At 43.6% G+C, this 17,293-nt stretch carries 15 protein-coding genes; 14 read left to right on the forward strand and 1 reads right to left on the reverse strand.

Features of this window, described 5'->3' with window-relative positions:
* Positions 1-28 precede the first annotated feature (28 nt).
* The 10 genes from rimO to DWW70_RS01165 all read left to right on the forward strand — a co-directional run bounded on the left by rimO (position 29) and on the right by DWW70_RS01165 (position 11,551).
* The gene (rimO, locus tag DWW70_RS01120; protein WP_118649124.1) at positions 29-1,342 is read left to right on the forward strand and encodes a 30S ribosomal protein S12 methylthiotransferase RimO; all 1,314 of its coding nucleotides are present in this window, start codon (positions 29-31) and stop codon (positions 1,340-1,342) included.
* Positions 1,339-1,863: a CDP-diacylglycerol--glycerol-3-phosphate 3-phosphatidyltransferase gene (gene pgsA, locus DWW70_RS01125; protein WP_118649125.1), complete on the forward strand. Its 525-nt coding sequence runs from the start codon at positions 1,339-1,341 to the stop codon at positions 1,861-1,863. The genes rimO and pgsA overlap by 4 nt, the downstream gene beginning before the upstream one ends.
* A 240-nt stretch (positions 1,864-2,103) precedes the next feature.
* A complete protein-coding gene (locus DWW70_RS01130) occupies positions 2,104-3,519 on the forward strand; it encodes an acyl-CoA carboxylase subunit beta (protein ID WP_015534885.1) in 1,416 nt (471 codons plus the stop codon).
* Between the two features lie 15 nt (positions 3,520-3,534).
* On the forward strand, positions 3,535-4,512 hold the full coding sequence (locus tag DWW70_RS01135) for an OadG family protein (protein WP_118649126.1): 978 nt from the start codon (positions 3,535-3,537) through the stop codon (positions 4,510-4,512).
* Between the two features lie 19 nt (positions 4,513-4,531).
* Positions 4,532-4,912: a biotin/lipoyl-containing protein gene (locus DWW70_RS01140; RefSeq protein ID WP_015534886.1), complete on the forward strand. Its 381-nt coding sequence runs from the start codon at positions 4,532-4,534 to the stop codon at positions 4,910-4,912.
* Between the two features lie 41 nt (positions 4,913-4,953).
* Positions 4,954-6,084: a sodium ion-translocating decarboxylase subunit beta gene (locus DWW70_RS01145; RefSeq protein ID WP_022216519.1), complete on the forward strand. Its 1,131-nt coding sequence runs from the start codon at positions 4,954-4,956 to the stop codon at positions 6,082-6,084.
* A gap of 33 nt (positions 6,085-6,117) precedes the next feature.
* Positions 6,118-7,524: an oxaloacetate decarboxylase subunit alpha gene (locus DWW70_RS01150; protein ID WP_055273021.1), complete on the forward strand. Its 1,407-nt coding sequence runs from the start codon at positions 6,118-6,120 to the stop codon at positions 7,522-7,524.
* Positions 7,525-7,622: 98 nt separating this feature from the next.
* Positions 7,623-8,882, forward strand: a complete 1,260-nt coding sequence (locus DWW70_RS01155) for an NAD(P)/FAD-dependent oxidoreductase (protein ID WP_118649127.1) — start codon at positions 7,623-7,625, stop codon at positions 8,880-8,882.
* Positions 8,883-8,922: 40 nt separating this feature from the next.
* On the forward strand, positions 8,923-9,585 hold the full coding sequence (cmk, locus tag DWW70_RS01160; protein WP_118649128.1) for a (d)CMP kinase: 663 nt from the start codon (positions 8,923-8,925) through the stop codon (positions 9,583-9,585).
* A gap of 16 nt (positions 9,586-9,601) precedes the next feature.
* Positions 9,602-11,551: a bifunctional 4-hydroxy-3-methylbut-2-enyl diphosphate reductase/30S ribosomal protein S1 gene (locus DWW70_RS01165; RefSeq protein ID WP_055222594.1), complete on the forward strand. Its 1,950-nt coding sequence runs from the start codon at positions 9,602-9,604 to the stop codon at positions 11,549-11,551.
* Positions 11,552-11,622: 71 nt separating this feature from the next.
* Here DWW70_RS01165 and DWW70_RS01170 read toward each other — a convergent pair whose 3' ends face one another.
* Positions 11,623-12,681, reverse strand: a complete 1,059-nt coding sequence (locus DWW70_RS01170) for a ribonuclease H-like domain-containing protein (RefSeq protein ID WP_118017567.1) — start codon at positions 12,679-12,681, stop codon at positions 11,623-11,625.
* 202 nt (positions 12,682-12,883) lie between these two features.
* On the opposite strand from DWW70_RS01170, the gene ruvA reads away from it, so the two are divergent.
* From ruvA to DWW70_RS01190, 4 genes are read left to right on the forward strand one after another with little or no spacing between them, the layout of a single operon-like run.
* Positions 12,884-13,486, forward strand: coding sequence for a Holliday junction branch migration protein RuvA (gene ruvA / locus DWW70_RS01175; RefSeq protein WP_022216514.1), 603 nt, complete (start codon positions 12,884-12,886; stop codon positions 13,484-13,486).
* A gap of 25 nt (positions 13,487-13,511) precedes the next feature.
* Positions 13,512-14,519 carry a Holliday junction branch migration DNA helicase RuvB gene (gene ruvB, locus DWW70_RS01180; protein ID WP_022216513.1) on the forward strand — a complete coding sequence of 336 codons (1,008 nt, stop codon included), beginning with the start codon at positions 13,512-13,514 and terminating at the stop codon, positions 14,517-14,519.
* A 13-nt stretch (positions 14,520-14,532) separates the two neighbouring features.
* Entirely contained in the window at positions 14,533-14,934 is a 402-nt protein-coding gene (locus DWW70_RS01185; RefSeq protein ID WP_015534892.1) for a cell division protein ZapA, read from the forward strand.
* The gene (locus tag DWW70_RS01190; protein WP_118017569.1) at positions 14,924-17,278 is read left to right on the forward strand and encodes a peptidase U32 family protein; all 2,355 of its coding nucleotides are present in this window, start codon (positions 14,924-14,926) and stop codon (positions 17,276-17,278) included. The genes DWW70_RS01185 and DWW70_RS01190 overlap by 11 nt, the downstream gene beginning before the upstream one ends.
* The last annotated feature ends 15 nt before the right edge of the window (positions 17,279-17,293 follow it).

A 17,293-nucleotide genomic window follows, 5' to 3' on the forward strand; every position in this document is an offset into this window, starting at 1 on the left:
GAACAAGTGCAAAATTATTGGAGAACAGATGAAAGTATTACTCATATCACTAGGCTGTGATAAAAATCTGGTGGACAGCGAGGTCATGCTCGGTTTGCTGAACAAAGCCGGCCACCAGCTTACAAATGATGAGACAGAGGCAGATGTAGTAGTTGTAAATACCTGTGCGTTCATCAGCGATGCGAAAGAGGAAAGCATCAACACCATCATCGAGATGGGAGAACTGAAGAAAACCGGAAAACTAAAAAAGCTTATCGTTGCGGGATGTCTGTCCCAGAGATACAAGGACGAGATAATGAAGGAGCTTCCGGAGATCGATGTCATTATTGGTGCGACCAATTACGATAAGATAGTTGAGGCAATAGGAACCGACGAGGAGGCGATCGTAGATGATATAAATTATACTCCAAGGCCGATTGCCGAGAGAATAGTAACGACAAATGCGTCGATGGCGTATTTTAAGATCGCAGAAGGTTGTAATAAACTGTGCACTTATTGTATAATACCTCACATACGAGGCAGATACAGAAGCATGCCGATGGACAGCCTGATCGCATCCGCTGAAAAGCTTGCGTCTGATGGTATAAAGGAGATTGTCCTTGTGGCACAGGAGACTACGCTGTACGGAGTTGATCTGTATGGTGAGAAGAAGCTTCCAGAGCTTCTCATAAAACTCAGTGAGATAGAAGGCATAGAGTGGATAAGACTTCTGTACTGTTATCCGGAGGAGATAACAGATGAATTAATAGAGGTTATGGCCACGAATCCGAAGATCTGCCATTATGTCGATATACCTATCCAGCATTCTGAGAATGCGATACTTAAGAGAATGGGCAGACGAACCAGCAGAGAGGACATTGTGGAGCTTGTCGGCAGACTGAGGACAGCCATGCCGGATATAGCCATCAGAACCACGCTCATATCTGGTTTCCCAGGTGAGACACAGGAACTGCACGATGGTCTGGTCGACTTTGTTGACGAGTGCGAGTTTGACAGGCTTGGAGTATTCACTTATTCGCCTGAGGAGGGCACTCCGGCTGCGGAGTACGAGGATCAGGTGGATGGAGAGCTGGCTGCAAAGTGGCGCGATGAGATCATGGAGCTTCAGCAGGAGATTTCCTATGAGAAGAACCAGCAGATGATCGGAAGCACCCAGAAGGTTCTCATTGAGGGATATCTGGTCGACGATGATGTATATGTGGGAAGAACCTACAGAGATGCTCCGGGGGTTGACGGAATAGTGTTCGTCAGCGCACCATATGAATTGATATCCGGTTCATTTGTGGATGTGAAGATAACCGAGGCAAATGAATATGACTTGACAGGAGTGATAGTAGAATGAATTTACCAAACAAATTGACAATACTAAGAGCTATAATGATTCCATTCTTTCTCGTGTTTTTATATATGTCACCGGGATGGTCGAAGTGGGTGGCACTTGGAATATTCATAGCCGCATCACTTACAGATATGCTTGACGGAAAGATTGCAAGAAAATACAATCTGGTTACCAATTTTGGAAAATTCATGGATCCTCTGGCAGATAAGCTGCTGGTATGTTCGGCACTCATAGCACTGTCGGATCTGAACAGGATCCCAGCATGGATCGTTATAGTGATCATAGCGCGTGATTTCATAATAAGCGGATTCAGACTTATTGCGGCAGAAAAGGGAATTGTTATTGCTGCCGGATGGTGGGGAAAGATCAAGACAACGGTTCAGATGATCATGGTAGGATTTCTGATAGCTGATCTCAAGGTGTTCTACATCTTTGATCAGGTGCTCATCTACCTTGCACTTGCACTGACACTTATATCTCTTGGAGATTATCTGTATCACAACAGAGAAGTCCTCAAGAACTAAAACAGTAAAAAATAAAACAGATTTTATAATTCAACGGGGAATTTGGGGTATACTTTTGTTTGAGGGTATATTTTACACATATTCCCTGTTTTATTTTGAAAAATAATCGCTTACAACGCCGATAAACCTTTGGTGGTTTTTTCGATTTTACTTGAAATATGACGACAAAGGCTTTACAATTATACTCGGCGAAAATTGGACTATATATAGTCCTAAAATAAATTAAACGGAGGGCTAAAAATGAGCAACACACCAAGCTTGTCAGCAAGTGACAGAATTTCAATGTTACTTGATGACTCAAGTTTTGTTGAAATCGGCGCATATGTAACTGCTAGAAATACAGATTTCAACATTCAGGACAAGGATACTCCAAAAGACGGCGTAATAACCGGTTATGGAGTGATCGATGGCAATTTAGTTTATGTTTACAGCCAGGATGCAAAGGTGCTCGGCGGTTCTATAGGCGAGATGCATGCCAAGAAGATCGCAAACCTTTACGACATGGCAATGAAGATGGGTGCACCTGTTATCGGGCTGATCGATTGTGCCGGACTCAGACTTCAGGAGGCTACAGATGCTCTTAATGCATTTGGAGAGGTATTCATGAAGCAGACTCTTGCATCAGGTGTAATACCACAGATCACAGCTATATTTGGTACATGCGGTGGTGGTGCAGCACTTATACCTAATCTCACAGACGTAACATTCATGACTAAGGAAGGAGCTAAGCTCTTTGTTAACAGTCCAAATGCTCTGGATGAGAACCGTGCAGAGAAGCTTGACACTGCAGCAGCAGATTATGTTGCAGAGAACACAGCAAATGTTGACGCAGTATACGACACAGAGGCAGAGCTTCTCGGTGCAGTGAGAACTATGGTAGGTCTTCTTCCATCAAACAATGAGGATGATGGCGATTGCGCAGTATGTGAGGATGATGTGAACAGAATCATTCCAGATCTTGCTACAAAGGCAGGGGATGTGAAGGCTGTTATAGCAGATATCACTGATGATGAGTTTGTATTCGAGCTCAAGAAGGATTTTGCAGATGACGTTGTTACTGCATTTATCAGACTTAACGGTGAGACAGTTGGTGTTGTCGGAAACCAGAAGGATGTCATGACAACAGCCGGTGCATATAAGGCAGAGGATTTCGTAAAGCTTTGTGATTCATTCAATATCCCAGTTGTCACACTTGTAAACATCAAGGGATTTGCAGCAACTGTAAAGGAAGAGAAGACTATCTCAAAGGCTGTTGCAAAGCTTACTTACGCTTATGCCAACGCAACAGTGCCAAAGGTAACTGTTATGCTTGACAAGGCATATGGTACAGCCTACACAGTTATGTGTTCAAAGGCTATCGGAGCTGATGTTGTATTTGCTTGGCCTAAGTCAGTTATCGGAACAATGGATCCAGAGATGGCTGTAAAGATCATGTATGAAGATGAGATCGCAGCAGCCGGTGACAAGCTTGCTTATATCAAGGAGAAGAAGGCTGAGTACACAGATGCTCTTTCAGGTGCCGTATCTGCAGCGAGAAGAGGCTACGTGGATGATATCATCGAGCCTGATGCAACAAGAAAGAGAGTTATAGCAGCACTCGATATGCTTTTTTCTAAGAGTGAGGACAGACCATTCAAGAAGCATGGAACAATATAAAGGAGTGACAACTTAATGGAAAAGATAATAAAGAAAAAGTTATTATTGATAGTTTCTATGTTAGCTGTTACATTTGCACTTGCCGGATGTTCGTCTTCAGACAAGAAAGTAGAATTTGACTATGACGGAAACACATTGGTTCAGATAGCAGAAACACAGGCTACGAATTACATGCAGGTTGCGCAGGTTGAAGATGTATATAATTTCTATGTGGATGAAGAGGCAAATGGCGGTCAGGTAGATGAAACGACTGCTGATGCATTAAAGGTTTTTTCAACGATTGAGTCTGACTATGGTAAATTCCAGCAGTTTAAGCCGGTCAATCTCGAAGATGAAGATGATAAAACAATACAAGAAGTTGATGACAAGGTTGTTGTTACATTATATGCAGAATGTGCAGAAAAAGAAGCTATAGTAAAGGCAACATTTGTAGACAATTCGGTAACTTACAATTTCCAGAAGTATTCAGTGATGGCTCAGAATCAGTATTCAGAAGAAGAGGCTGATCAGATGCTTGCATCAAATGGTGTTTATCCATACAAGATTTCCGAATTTGAAGTTGCTGCTAATCAGACACTTAAGGACAAGATGAAGGATGCGGGAGCAAATACCCTCATAGGTATGGGTATCGTGTTTATAGCACTTATCTTCATATCATTCATAATTTCACTTCTCAAGTATGTTCCGGCTCTTTTGGACAAGGAGACAAGAGAGAAGAGAAAGGCTGAGAAGGCAAAGAAGGCTCTTGGAAGCGTTGCAACATTAAATGTTGACAAGGAGGATGAGACTCCTGCAGGAAACGCACCTGCTCCGGCTGGAATAGTAGACATTGTCAACACAGCGACCGGTGAGAGCGTTATGAACGACTCAGAGATTGTTGCGGTTATATCAGCAGCGGTTATGGCGGCACAGGGCGGAAAGACAAGAGTTCGTGTAAACTATCCAAGTAACGATAAGTTGGTTGTAAGACCAAGAAAAAAGAATAAGAGATAATTATAGGAGGATAATTGTTATGAAGAATTATAGAATCACAGTTAATGGCACATCATACGATGTATCAGTTGAAGAATTATCAGGTGGCGCAGCTCCAGTAGCAGCACCTGTAGCAGCAGCTCCAGTGGCAGCACCTGCACCAGCAGCAGCTCCTGCAGCTCCAGCACCAGCAGCAGGCGGCGCAGGAAGCGTTAAGGTTTCATCACCTATGCCTGGTAAGATCCTTGCAGTAAAGGCTAATGTTGGCGATTCAGTAAAGAAGGGTCAGGTAATCCTTATCCTTGAGGCTATGAAGATGGAAAACGAAGTTGTTGCTCCAGAAGATGGTACAATCGCAAGCATAGACGTTACAGTAGGCGCTAGTGTTGAGTCAGGCGATACACTTGCAACACTCAACTAATTGCTTGAATTAGAATAAATCTTATAGGAGGAAACAACTAAATGGGCAGCACAATAGTTGACGTTTTGACAAATTTAGCTAATCAGACCGGTTTTGCAAGTCTTGACTGGAAGAACTACGTTATGATCCTTATAGCGTTTGTATTCATGTACCTTGCAATCGGAAAGGGCTTTGAGCCACTTCTTCTTGTCCCTATCTCATTTGGTATGTTTCTTGTAAACATGTTCCCAGATATTATGGCAGAGGGCGGCTTGTTACATTATTTTTACCTGCTTGATGAGTGGAGTATCTTACCTTCGCTTATATTCATGGGTGTAGGTGCCATGACAGACTTTGGTCCGCTTATTGCAAATCCAAAGAGCTTCCTGCTTGGCGCTGCAGCTCAGTTCGGTATTTATGCAGCTTACTTCCTTGCATTCCTTATGGGATTCAATGGTAAAGAGGCTGCAGCTATATCAATCATCGGTGGTGCTGATGGTCCTACATCTATCTACCTTGCCGGTAAGCTCGGTATGGGTGGAACACTTCTCGGACCTATAGCAGTTGCGGCATATTCATATATGTCACTGGTTCCAGTTATCCAGCCACCTATCATGAAGGCTCTCACAACAAAGAAGGAGAGACTTGTTAGAATGCCACAGCTCAGACCTGTAACCAAGATCGAGAAGATTCTCTTCCCTATCATTGTTACACTTGTGGTAGTTCTTATACTTCCAACAACAGCTCCACTTGTAGGTATGCTGATGCTTGGTAACCTCTTCAGGGAGTGCGGCGTTGTAAAGCAGCTCACAGAGACAGCTTCAAACGCTCTTATGTATATCGTTGTTATCTTACTTGGTACTTCAGTAGGTGCATCTACAAGTGCAGAGGCATTCCTTAAGATGAGTACACTTAAGATAGTATTCCTTGGTCTTGTCGCATTCGCATTTGGTACAGCAGCCGGAGTTCTCTTCGGTAAGCTCATGTGTTGGGCGACAAAGGGTAAGGTTAATCCGCTTATCGGTTCAGCTGGTGTATCAGCCGTTCCAATGGCAGCCAGAGTTTCACAGAAGGTTGGATCACAGTATGATCCTACAAACTTCCTTCTGATGAACGCTATGGGACCAAACGTTGCAGGTGTTATCGGTACAGCCGTAGCTGCAGGTACATTCCTTGCAATATTTGGAATTTAATCAGAATTTATATAATTATAGGAGGACGATAAAATGGCAGATAAGAAACCGATAAAGATTACGGAAACTGTACTGCGTGATGCGCATCAGTCACTTATAGCTACTCGTATGACAACCGAGCAGATGCTTCCTATCATCGACAAGATGGATAAGGTTGGTTATCATTCAGTAGAGTGCTGGGGCGGTGCAACATTTGATGCATCACTCAGATTCCTTAAGGAGGATCCATGGGAGAGACTCAGAAAGCTCAGAGATGGATTCAAGAATACAAAGCTGCAGATGCTCTTCAGAGGACAGAATATCCTCGGATACCGTCATTATGCAGATGATGTTGTAGAGTATTTCGTACAGAAGTCAATCGCAAATGGTATTGATATCATCAGAATATTTGACTGTCTGAACGATCTTAGAAACCTTCAGACATCAGTTAAGGCTTGTAATAAAGAGGGTGGACATGCCCAGGTAGCTCTTTCATATACACTCGGTGATGCATATACTCTGGATTACTGGAAGGATATGGCAAAGAGAATCGAGGATATGGGAGCAGATTCAATCTGTATCAAGGATATGGCCGGACTTCTTGTTCCAAATAAGGCTACAGAGCTTGTACAGGCACTCAAGGATGGTTCAAGCCTTCCAATTCAGCTTCATACACATTACACATCAGGTGTAGCTTCAATGACATACCTCAAGGCTGTAGAGGCTGGATGTGATGTCATCGATACAGCAATCTCACCTCTTGCGCTTGGTACATCACAGCCTGCAACAGAGGTTATGGCCAAGACATTTGAGGGAACAGAGTTTGATCCAGGTCTGGATCAGAAGCTTCTGGCTGAGATAGCAGACTACTTCAGACCACTCAGAGAAGAGTGGATCGCAAGCGGTCTCTTAAATCCAAAGGTTCTTGGCGTTAACGTTAAGACACTTCTCTACCAGGTACCTGGTGGAATGCTTTCAAACCTCGTATCACAGCTCAAGGAGATGGGTGCTGAGGATAAGTTTGAGGCCGTTCTTGAGGAGGTTCCAAGAGTTCGTAAGGACTATGGTGAGCCGCCACTTGTTACTCCTTCAAGCCAGATCGTTGGCACACAGGCAGTTCTCAACGTTGTAACAGGCGAGAGATACAAGATGTGTACAAAGGAGTCAAAGGCACTTGTACGTGGCGAGTATGGTCAGTCAGTAAAGCCTGTTGATCCAGAGGTTAAGAAGAAGGTTATCGGCGATGAGGAGCAGATCACATGCCGTCCAGCAGATCTTCTTGAGAACGAGCTCGACAAGATTGAGAAGGAGATGATCCAGTACAAGAAGCAGGATGAGGATGTACTCACATATGCACTGTTCCCACAGGTTGCAACTGACTTCTTCAAGTACAGAGAGGCTCAGGATAAGAAGGTCGATGTCACACTTGCTGACAAGGACAGCACAGCTTATCCAGTTTAATAACTGAATTCATAAGGTCAGCTATATAAATGATCATAAAAAGGGACGGAGCTCCGCGAGCGGAGTCTCTGTCCTTTTGTTTAATATATGGAGATAATATGACAGGGAAAATAGTGGTTATAGGTGCAGGAGCTGCAGGGGTAATGGCTGCACTGACAGCGGCACAGAAGAATAAGGTCATTCTCATTGAAAAGAATGACAGGATCGGAAAAAAGTTATTTATAACAGGTAAGGGACGTTGTAATGTGACAAATGCATGTGACGCTGACGGATTTTTTAATTCAGTGGTCACGAACAGCAAGTTTATGTACAGCTCCTTTTATACATTTGACAACAATATGATAATGGACTATCTTGAGAAGGCCGGATGTCCGCTCAAGATAGAACGCGGAGGAAGAGTGTTCCCGACAAGCGATCATTCTTCAGACGTTATAGGAGCATTCAAAACTCTTATAAACAGAAATAAAAATATAAGTCTGTATTTGAATACGAAGGTTACAGGAATCAATATAGAGGATGGCAGGATAAAGAGTGTTGACGTATCAGGAGATAACGGCGGGACAGGCAATGACAGGATATACTGTGATGCTGTTATAATTTGTACCGGCGGAAGATCGTATCCACTCACGGGATCTACCGGAGACGGATACAGACTGGCAGAATATATGGGTCATACGATAAAGCCGTTAAGTCCATCACTGGTTCCGTTTGAGATAGAAGAGAAATGCTGCTCCATGATGATGGGACTGTCGCTTAAAAACGTGGCACTTCACATAAGCAGTGGAAAGAAGAAAATATTTGACGAACAGGGGGAGATGCTGTTTACCCACTTTGGCATAAGTGGGCCGCTGGTGATCAAGGCCTCCGCATATATACACAGGTATATTGGAAAAGATATAGACATGTACATAGATCTGAAGCCGGCTATGGACAGAGATATGCTTGATGCCAGACTCCTCAAGGATTTCAAGAAATATGCAAACAAAGACTTCAAGAATTCTCTTGGAGATCTGCTTCCGATCAAGATGATAGATGTGGTTGTGGAGAGATCCGGTATCAATCCGTATAAGAAGGTCAACTCAGTGACCAGGGAAGAAAGACAGAGACTTATAGATGTTCTGAAGGAATTCAGACTTACATTTGTGGGGCTTCGGGGATATGATGAGGCTATAATCACAAGAGGCGGAGTGAGCGTAAAAGAGGTAAATCCTTCCACCATGGAGTCTAAGCTTGTGGGGGGCGTGTATTTTGCCGGAGAACTGCTGGATATCGATGCGCTGACAGGTGGATTTAACCTGCAGGTGGCGTGGTCGACTGGATATCTGGCTGGACTTTCTGCTTCCGAGAGTTTACAATAGGCGTGGACGACAGTCAATTTAATTACAGGGAGACGAAGATATGAATATAGCAATAGATGGACCTGCAGGTGCAGGCAAAAGCACGATAGCAAAAAAGGCGGCAGGCGAGCTTGGTTTTATATATGTGGATACAGGTGCCATGTACAGGGCGGTGGCTGTATATCTCACAGAAAGCGATATATCTGCCAGCGATGAAGACCTGGTGGAGAAAAGCATAGCGGACATTTCCGTGGAAATAAAATATGAGGATGGAGCACAGCAGGTCTACCTTAACGGCGAGAATGTAACAGGAAAGCTGAGAACTGAGGCTGCTGGTAATATGGCTTCAAAGGCATCTGCACTTCCATGCGTCAGGGAAAAGCTTCTGTCACTCCAGCGGGATCTCGCTGCTTCAAATGATGTTGTCATGGATGGAAGGGATATAGGAACAAATATACTTCCTTCAGCAGAGCTCAAGGTATATCTTACCGCCTCTTCGGCAGTGAGGGCCAAAAGAAGATATGACGAGCTTGTCGCAAAGGGCGCTGAGAATATTGATATAGAGAAGATAGAGCAGGATATAATCCAGAGGGATAAGCAGGATATGGAGAGAAAAACAGCTCCTTTAAAGAGGGCTGATGACGCGGTTCTTATCGACAGCTCAGATATGACGATAGAGCAGGTTACAGACACTATAGTCAGACTTGCAAGAGAGAGAATGTAATACAGGTGGTTTAGATATGGAGATATTACTTGCAAAGAGTGCCGGATTCTGCTTTGGCGTTCAGCGTGCGGTGGATACAGCATACGAACATGCTGACGAGGAAAATGTGTATACTTATGGTCAGATAATACACAATGAAGAGGTGGTTGGTGATCTTACAAAGCACGGAGTGCAGGTGATCGACAGTGATGACGAATTGCTTGAGATAAAAGACAGCAAGGTCATAATCAGATCCCATGGCGCTGAGAAAAGGATATATGACATTCTGGAGGCTGGTGGGAATACGGTGATAGATGCGACCTGTCCATTTGTCAAGAAGATACACAACATAGTGCGCGAGGAAGGACAGAAAGGAAATACAGTCGTCATCATAGGCGACTCAAGCCATCCCGAGGTGAAAGGAATCGTGGGCTGGTGTGTAGAGCCTCCGGTAGTCATAGGTTCCGAGGAGGAGGCTGAGGCTTTTGTAAGAAAATATATTGACGGAGAGGTCAAAACAGCGGATAATATATCGATAGTTAGTCAGACAACTTTTAATTACAGAAAATTTAATTATATTGTTGATATTATTCGAAATAAATTGTATAATGTTACTGCTTATAAGACTATCTGTAATGCTACGTCCGTGCGTCAAAGGGAGGCGCAGGAGATTGCATCAAAGGTAGATGCCATGATTGTTATAGGTGGTCGGAACAGCTCTAATACTCAGAAGTTATATGAGATTAGTAAAAAAGAATGTGAGAATACTTACTATATACAGACACTCGTTGATTTGGATTTGACTACTTTTGAATCCGTTAGTAGGGTAGGTATTACAGCTGGGGCATCTACCCCAAACAAAATTATTAAGGAGGTTCATGGTAGGATGGACGAGATGAATTTTGAAGAATTATTAAAGAATGATGAGAGCAGAGTCTCAATCAAGACAGGAGAGATAGTAGAAGGTAGAGTTATCGATGTTAAGCCTGATGAGATTCTGGTAGACATCAGCTACAAGTCAGATGGTATTATTCCTAGAAGCGAGTATACCAACACACCTAATGCAGATCTGACAGAGCTTGTACATGTTGATGATCCGATAACAGCCAAGGTTGTTAAGACAAACGATGGCGAGGGATCAGTTCTTCTCTCATACAAGAGAGTTGCTGCAGAGAAGGCTAATGAGAAGCTTGAGGCTGCTCTTGAGTCAGGAGAGATCCTTACAGGTAAGGTTGTTCAGGTTGTAAGCGGTGGACTTAACGTTATGTACGATGAGACAAGAGTATTTATCCCTGCTAGTCTTGTTTCAGATACATACGAGAAGAATCTTGACAAGTACCTTGATCAGGATATCGAGTTTGTACTCACAGAGTACCAGCCAAAGAAGAGAAGAATAATTGGTAACAGAAAGCAGATCGTTGCAGCAAGAAAGGCAGAGGCTGCAAAGGCTCTGTTTGATAGAATAGAAGTTGGAATGATAGTTGAGGGTGTTGTAAAGAACGTTACAAGCTTCGGTGCATTCATAGATCTCGGTGGAGCAGATGGACTTCTTCACATCTCAGAGATGTCATGGGGAAGAGTTGACGATCCTAAGTCAGTTCTCAAGGTTGGTGATACTGTTAAGGCATTCATCAAGAACATTGACGGCGAGAAGATTGCTCTCAGCCTTAAGTTTGATGATACAAACCCATGGCTTAACGCAGCAGAGAAGTATGCTCCTGGAACAGTAGTTACAGGTAAGGTAGCAAGAATGGCTGATTTCGGTGCATTTATCGAGCTTGAGCCAGGTGTTGACGCACTTCTCCATGTATCACAGATCTCATATGAGCATGTTAACAAGCCAGAGGATGTATACAAGGTAGGCGATGAGGTTGAGGCAGTTGTTGTTGAGTGCAATGCAGATGACAAGAAGATCAGTCTCAGCGTAAAGGAATTACTTCCAGCTCCAGAGTATACAGATGATGTAGCAGAGGACACAGAGGAGTAATCTGATATATAGACAGTTAAGAAAACCGTAGTCGATAATGACTACGGTTTTTTTATGCCAGAATATTTATATCAGAATAGTTTGTTCAGGACTGCAAGGATATAGGCGTGGGATTGATCACATTTTTCGTGTAATTCGGTGCTGTCCGAAAGAAAACGGTTTCCTTTAAGATCTGTATCATAGAATATCTCTCCGTGAAATCCTGGTGGACAGGGTATGAAGCTGCCGGTCTTGATGGTGAAAGCATTGTCCTTTGTCGCTTTTTCCTTGTGGGCATCGTCCACATAAGCCGCCATTGATTTGTGTATGGCCATGTGCTCCATAGGTAGATAGTAATAATTTTTGTAGTCCTTGAAGAAGTATTTCATTTCGGTGTCCCGGGTCTTTGGAACGACCACATGCATATGTGTGTCACATGCATTTACAAGAATTCTATTCAGGGATTCCGTTATGCGGCATGGAAGCTTTGGAATGGAACAGTTGTATGTTATTGAATCGATGGTATCGGATATATCATCTATCTGAAAGTCATCAGGAATATGAGGGATATTCACAAATTCAGATATAGATATAAGCCCTCTTATATCGTCATGGTTATGGGTGAGCATATCGTCAAGCAGAGATTCGTCGTGAGAACTCAGATAATGCTTGTAGGCGGATATAAGATCGCCTCCTGATATAAAAGTATTTCTCTGGAAGTCGATCAGATGCTCTATGTCAAACTGCTTAGCCGAGTCCAGACGCAGAAGCTTTTTGTATTTTCTGGTTGTTCTATATATATCCACGCTCTGTATATTGTCAAGCGTAGTGTCCACGTCGAATTGCTCCATCTTTTTCAGCAAGTAGGGGATGTCAAAGGTATCGCCGTTGTATGACACCAGTATTTTGTGATTCTTTAGGATCTGTTCAAAATGGGACAGCATTTCAGGCTCTGAAGTTCCGTTGTCATTGAATATCAACTGGGTGCGAAATGCACTGTCTGAGAAATATGAACATCCGATCAGATAGAGATCCGAACGTTTGGCGCTGAGGCCGGTTGTTTCTATATCAAAATAGAGTATATCCGACAGCTCGTCCGATATGTGAGCTGTATCTACATTTATGTCTTCAGTATATTCAAAAATTTTCATAATGGCTCCTTTTGGTTCCTTGCGTAAGGTACATTATAGAACATGCATTGTTCTGCAATATATATAGTAGCTGTCGTTTTTCAAAAAAGCAAACATATATTCACAATTGATAAATAATATGATATAATTACGAAGATTTAGTGTCGGTTTCTATGCGATTTTGAGATACCGTCATATATTACAGGACAGGAAAAGTTAACGGATGATTTCATATATTCGAGGAGCACTTGAAATAAAGGGTGACAATTATATAGTGATCGAGTGTGGTGGAATAGGGTATCAGCTCATGGTATCCGGAAAGTTTATGGAGAAGCTTCCACCGGTACATTCAGAGATAAAAGTAAGCACATACATGTATATACGCGAGGATGAGATAAGTCTGTTTGGCTTTGAGAACGCAGATGAACTCAATGTGTTCAAGATACTGCTGGGAGTGAGTGGTGTGGGGCCAAAGGTAGCCATGTCTCTTCTGTCAACACTCACCGTGAACGAGCTCAGGCTTGCGGTCATATCTGAGGATGTAAAGGCCATATCAAAGGCTAATGGAATCGGGGCAAAGGGCGCTTCGAGGATCATTCTGGAGCTCAAGGATAAGCTGAGTATGGAGGATATGATAGATGCAGCATACAATGATTCGGTTGCTGTGCAGACCGCTGCAGGCGATGTGAGAACAAATGTCATATCGGCTCTCACAGCACTTGGATATTCAGGTGTTGAGGCGGGACGTGCTGTTTCGCGTGTAGATGGTTCAGCGGATATGGATGAGGAGCAGCTCCTTAAGGCGGCACTCAGATTTATGATATAGAATATTGATCAGATAGGTAGAAAAAATGGGCAGAATTATTTCAACAGAAAGCTTGGACATAGAAGAACAGAAAAGTGAATATAATCTCAGACCTCAGTATCTGTCGGAGTATATTGGACAGAAAAAGGTCAAGGATAATCTGCACATATTCATAGAGGCGGCGAAGAAGAGAAATGAGCCACTGGATCATCTGCTTCTGTATGGACCGCCGGGACTTGGTAAGACGACGCTGTCGACCATTGTGGCAAATGAGATGGGGGTAAATATCAAGATCACCTCGGGACCTGCCATAGAAAAGCCCGGTGAGCTTGCCGCGATACTCAACAATCTGTCGGACAACGACATTTTGTTTATCGATGAGATACACAGACTCAGCACACAGGTTGAGGAGGTGCTCTATCCGGCTATGGAGGATTACGCAATAGATGTTGTGATAGGCAAGGGCGCAGGTGCAAGGTCGATCAGACTTGATCTGCCAAGATTTACACTGATAGGTGCAACGACGAGGGTCGGAATGTTGTCGGCTCCCCTAAGGGACAGATTTGGAATGGTGGACAAGCTGGAATTTTATACCCATGACGATCTGAGAGAGATAGTGATGAGGTCAGCGGAGGTTCTTGGAGTTGACATAGACGAGGAGGGTGCACTTGAGATCGCAAGAAGATCAAGAGGTACACCGAGACTTGCGAACAGACTTCTCAAGCGCTGCAGGGATTATGCTGAGGTGTGTCATGACGGCCATATAGATCACGATGTTGCTAAGGCCGCTCTGGACAAGCTTCAGGTCGATTCCATGGGACTGGACGTGAACGATAGAAATATATTAATGACAATGATAGAGAAATTTGCAGGAGGGCCTGTCGGTCTGGATACACTGGCGGCTGCCGTCGGTGAGGATCCGGGCACGATAGAGGATGTGTATGAGCCGTATTTCATAATGAATGGATTCATAAACAGAACTCCCCGGGGAAGAGTTGTCACTGATCTATGTTACAGACATTTTGGACTGGATGCATTTATAAAGGATAAGTAAAGGAGAATGGGATATGGCACAGAAGAATGATATCAAGGTGGTAATCAACAATAAAGTATATACATTGAGCGGCCAGGAGAGCGAGGACTATCTCCAGAATGTGGCGACATATATCAATGGCAAGATAGCAGAATGTCAGTCGTCTGAGGCGTACAGGAGATTTAACGCAGAGTATCAGAATGTTCTGCTTGCACTGAATATAGCCGATGACTACTTTAAGGCAAAGGATCAGGTCAATCAGATGCTCACCGAGGATGACGACAAGGATAAGCAGATATATGATCTGAGACATGAGGTTATCGAGGTGCAGATAAAGTATGAGTCTGCACAGAAGATGATAGAGGAATACAAAGAGAAGATAAGTGAACTTCAGAGACAGATCATAAAACTTGAAGCGGAGAAAAATGTTAAATAAGACTGAAATTTTGGCACCGGCGGGCAACACGGAGGCGGTGAAAGCTGCAGTCAATGCATATGCAGACGCAGTATATCTTGGAGGCAGTATGTTCAGTGCCCGGGCATTTGCCGGTAATTTTGATGAAAAAGAATTGCTTGATACCATAGACTATTGTCACAGATTCGGAGTGAAGGTCTATATGGCGATCAACACACTGCTTAAGAATGAAGAGATTCAAAGGCTCCCATCATATGTGGAGCCTTATTACAGGCAGGGCGTGGATGGGATAATTGTACAGGATATGGGAGTTGTCTCCGTTCTGGGCAAGTCGTTTCCAGACCTTCCACTGCACGGAAGTACACAGCTCAGCGTGTCCAGTTCACAGGGCGCTGCGTTTCTGAAAAGCATAGGCATGACCAGATTTGTGCCATCGAGAGAATTGTCATTGTCAGAAATCACAGAGATCAAGAAAAATGTTGATATAGAGGTGGAGACATTTGTCCACGGAGCGATGTGTTACAGCTATTCCGGAAGGTGCCTGATGAGCAGCTTTGCCGGAGGAAGAAGCGGTAACAGGGGAAGGTGCGCCCAGCCGTGCAGAAAGCAGTATGACTCAAATGGTGTAAATGAGTATATGCTCAGCTTGAAGGATATGTGCATGTTAAAGAGTCTGGGAAAGCTCATAGATGCGGGAATTGATTCTTTCAAGATAGAGGGAAGAATGAAAAAGCCAGAGTATGTGGCTGCAACCGTGACTGCGTACCGTGAGGTCAGAGATGCTTATCTGGCGGGCGAATCAGTGGAGAAACTGGCAGAGGAGCAGGAGAAGAAGCTTCTCGATATATATAACAGGGGCGGATTCTACTCAGGTTATTATTACACATCCAATGGCAAAAAGATGCTTGCGAACAGCAGACCGAACCACACAGGAATTAAGGTTGGGCGTGTGAATGCGGTAGAAAAGCCATATGTGGATATAAAACTTGACGAGAATGTATCCGCAGGCGATGTCCTTGAGATAAGAGGCAGAAATGGTGATGTGGAGCTCACATGCAATGTGGCGGCAAAAGCGGGAAAGAATGTCAGACTTAAGGCGAAGTCATTCAGGAGCATTGCAAAGTTCAATGATGTATACCGTACAAGAAACGGTAAGCTTCTGGAAGATATACAGAATAATATAATAAATGCCGACAGGAAGATAGAGCTCGCTGCACATGTCAGTGCGTATGCGGATCAGCCATTAGAGCTTAAGCTTTCAACTGTAGAAGGAAAGTGTTCTGTCTCAGTCGAGGGGCCTGTGTGTACACAGGCACTTAACAAGCCTGTCACGAAGTCGCAGATAGTTGACAAGATCAAAAAGACAGGCGGTACAGATTATGTGCTCGGGGATATAACTGCTGATGTATCTGACAACCTGTTTGTACAGATAAGCGCAGTGAACAACCTGAGGCGGGAGGCGCTTGAACAGCTTGGACTGCAGATCTCACAGAGTTACAGGCGGGATGGCGGTGCAGTAAGAACTGGCCTGCCTGGCGCTGAAAGACCTCTTGAAAATGTAAAAAACAACACTGTTCACGGTGTTACAGTTGGAGTGTCGGACGCTGACCATGTAAATATTGTTAAGAATTATAAATGGGTCAGCAATGTAATAGTAGATTATAATGTCAGAAAATATGCAGATGAATTGAAGCAGGCCGGATTCAGAGTGATCCTTGCTCTGCCTGAGGTATTGCGGCAGAGAGAGCTTGACAGATATTCAGGCCTTTCCGGTGAACTTGGTTCATTTGACGGTGTGATGATCAGAAATTATGACGAGCTGGGAATTCTAAAGAAGTTGGACTATAAGGGACTCGTGATCGCGGATGCCAGTCTCTATGCGTATAATGATAATGCGTTTGATTTCTATAGAGAGAATATGGGTGATGTGTGCTTTATGTGCTCAAACGAGCTCACACTTGATGAGATACATGGTCTTTCATATGATACACTCATAAAGCTCTATGGTCATCAGAAGGTTATGATCACTGCAAACTGTATAGCAGGCAATTACATGAACGGTTGTGCCTCAAGGAAGATGTCCAGGAATGTCCTGACGGATGACAGGGGAAACAGATTCTATGTCAGAAATGACTGTGCGCACTGCTATAACATTATATATAATGGTGTTCCTACAAATATGATAGACAGACTGGCTGAAACCGGTATTTCAGATAAAGACTGTTATATTGAATTTACTATTGAGGATACTAATAAAGTGAAGGATATAATGGACAGTCTGGAGATTGCCCTGTCAGGGGGGAAAGCGGTATCCATGTCTGTAGATCAGTATACCAGGGGACATTATTACAAAGGAATCGATTAAGACTTTTTGATAAAG

Source organism: Coprococcus sp. AF16-5 (assembly GCF_003479365.1).
GTDB classification, from domain to species: domain Bacteria; phylum Bacillota; class Clostridia; order Lachnospirales; family Lachnospiraceae; genus Coprococcus; species Coprococcus aceti.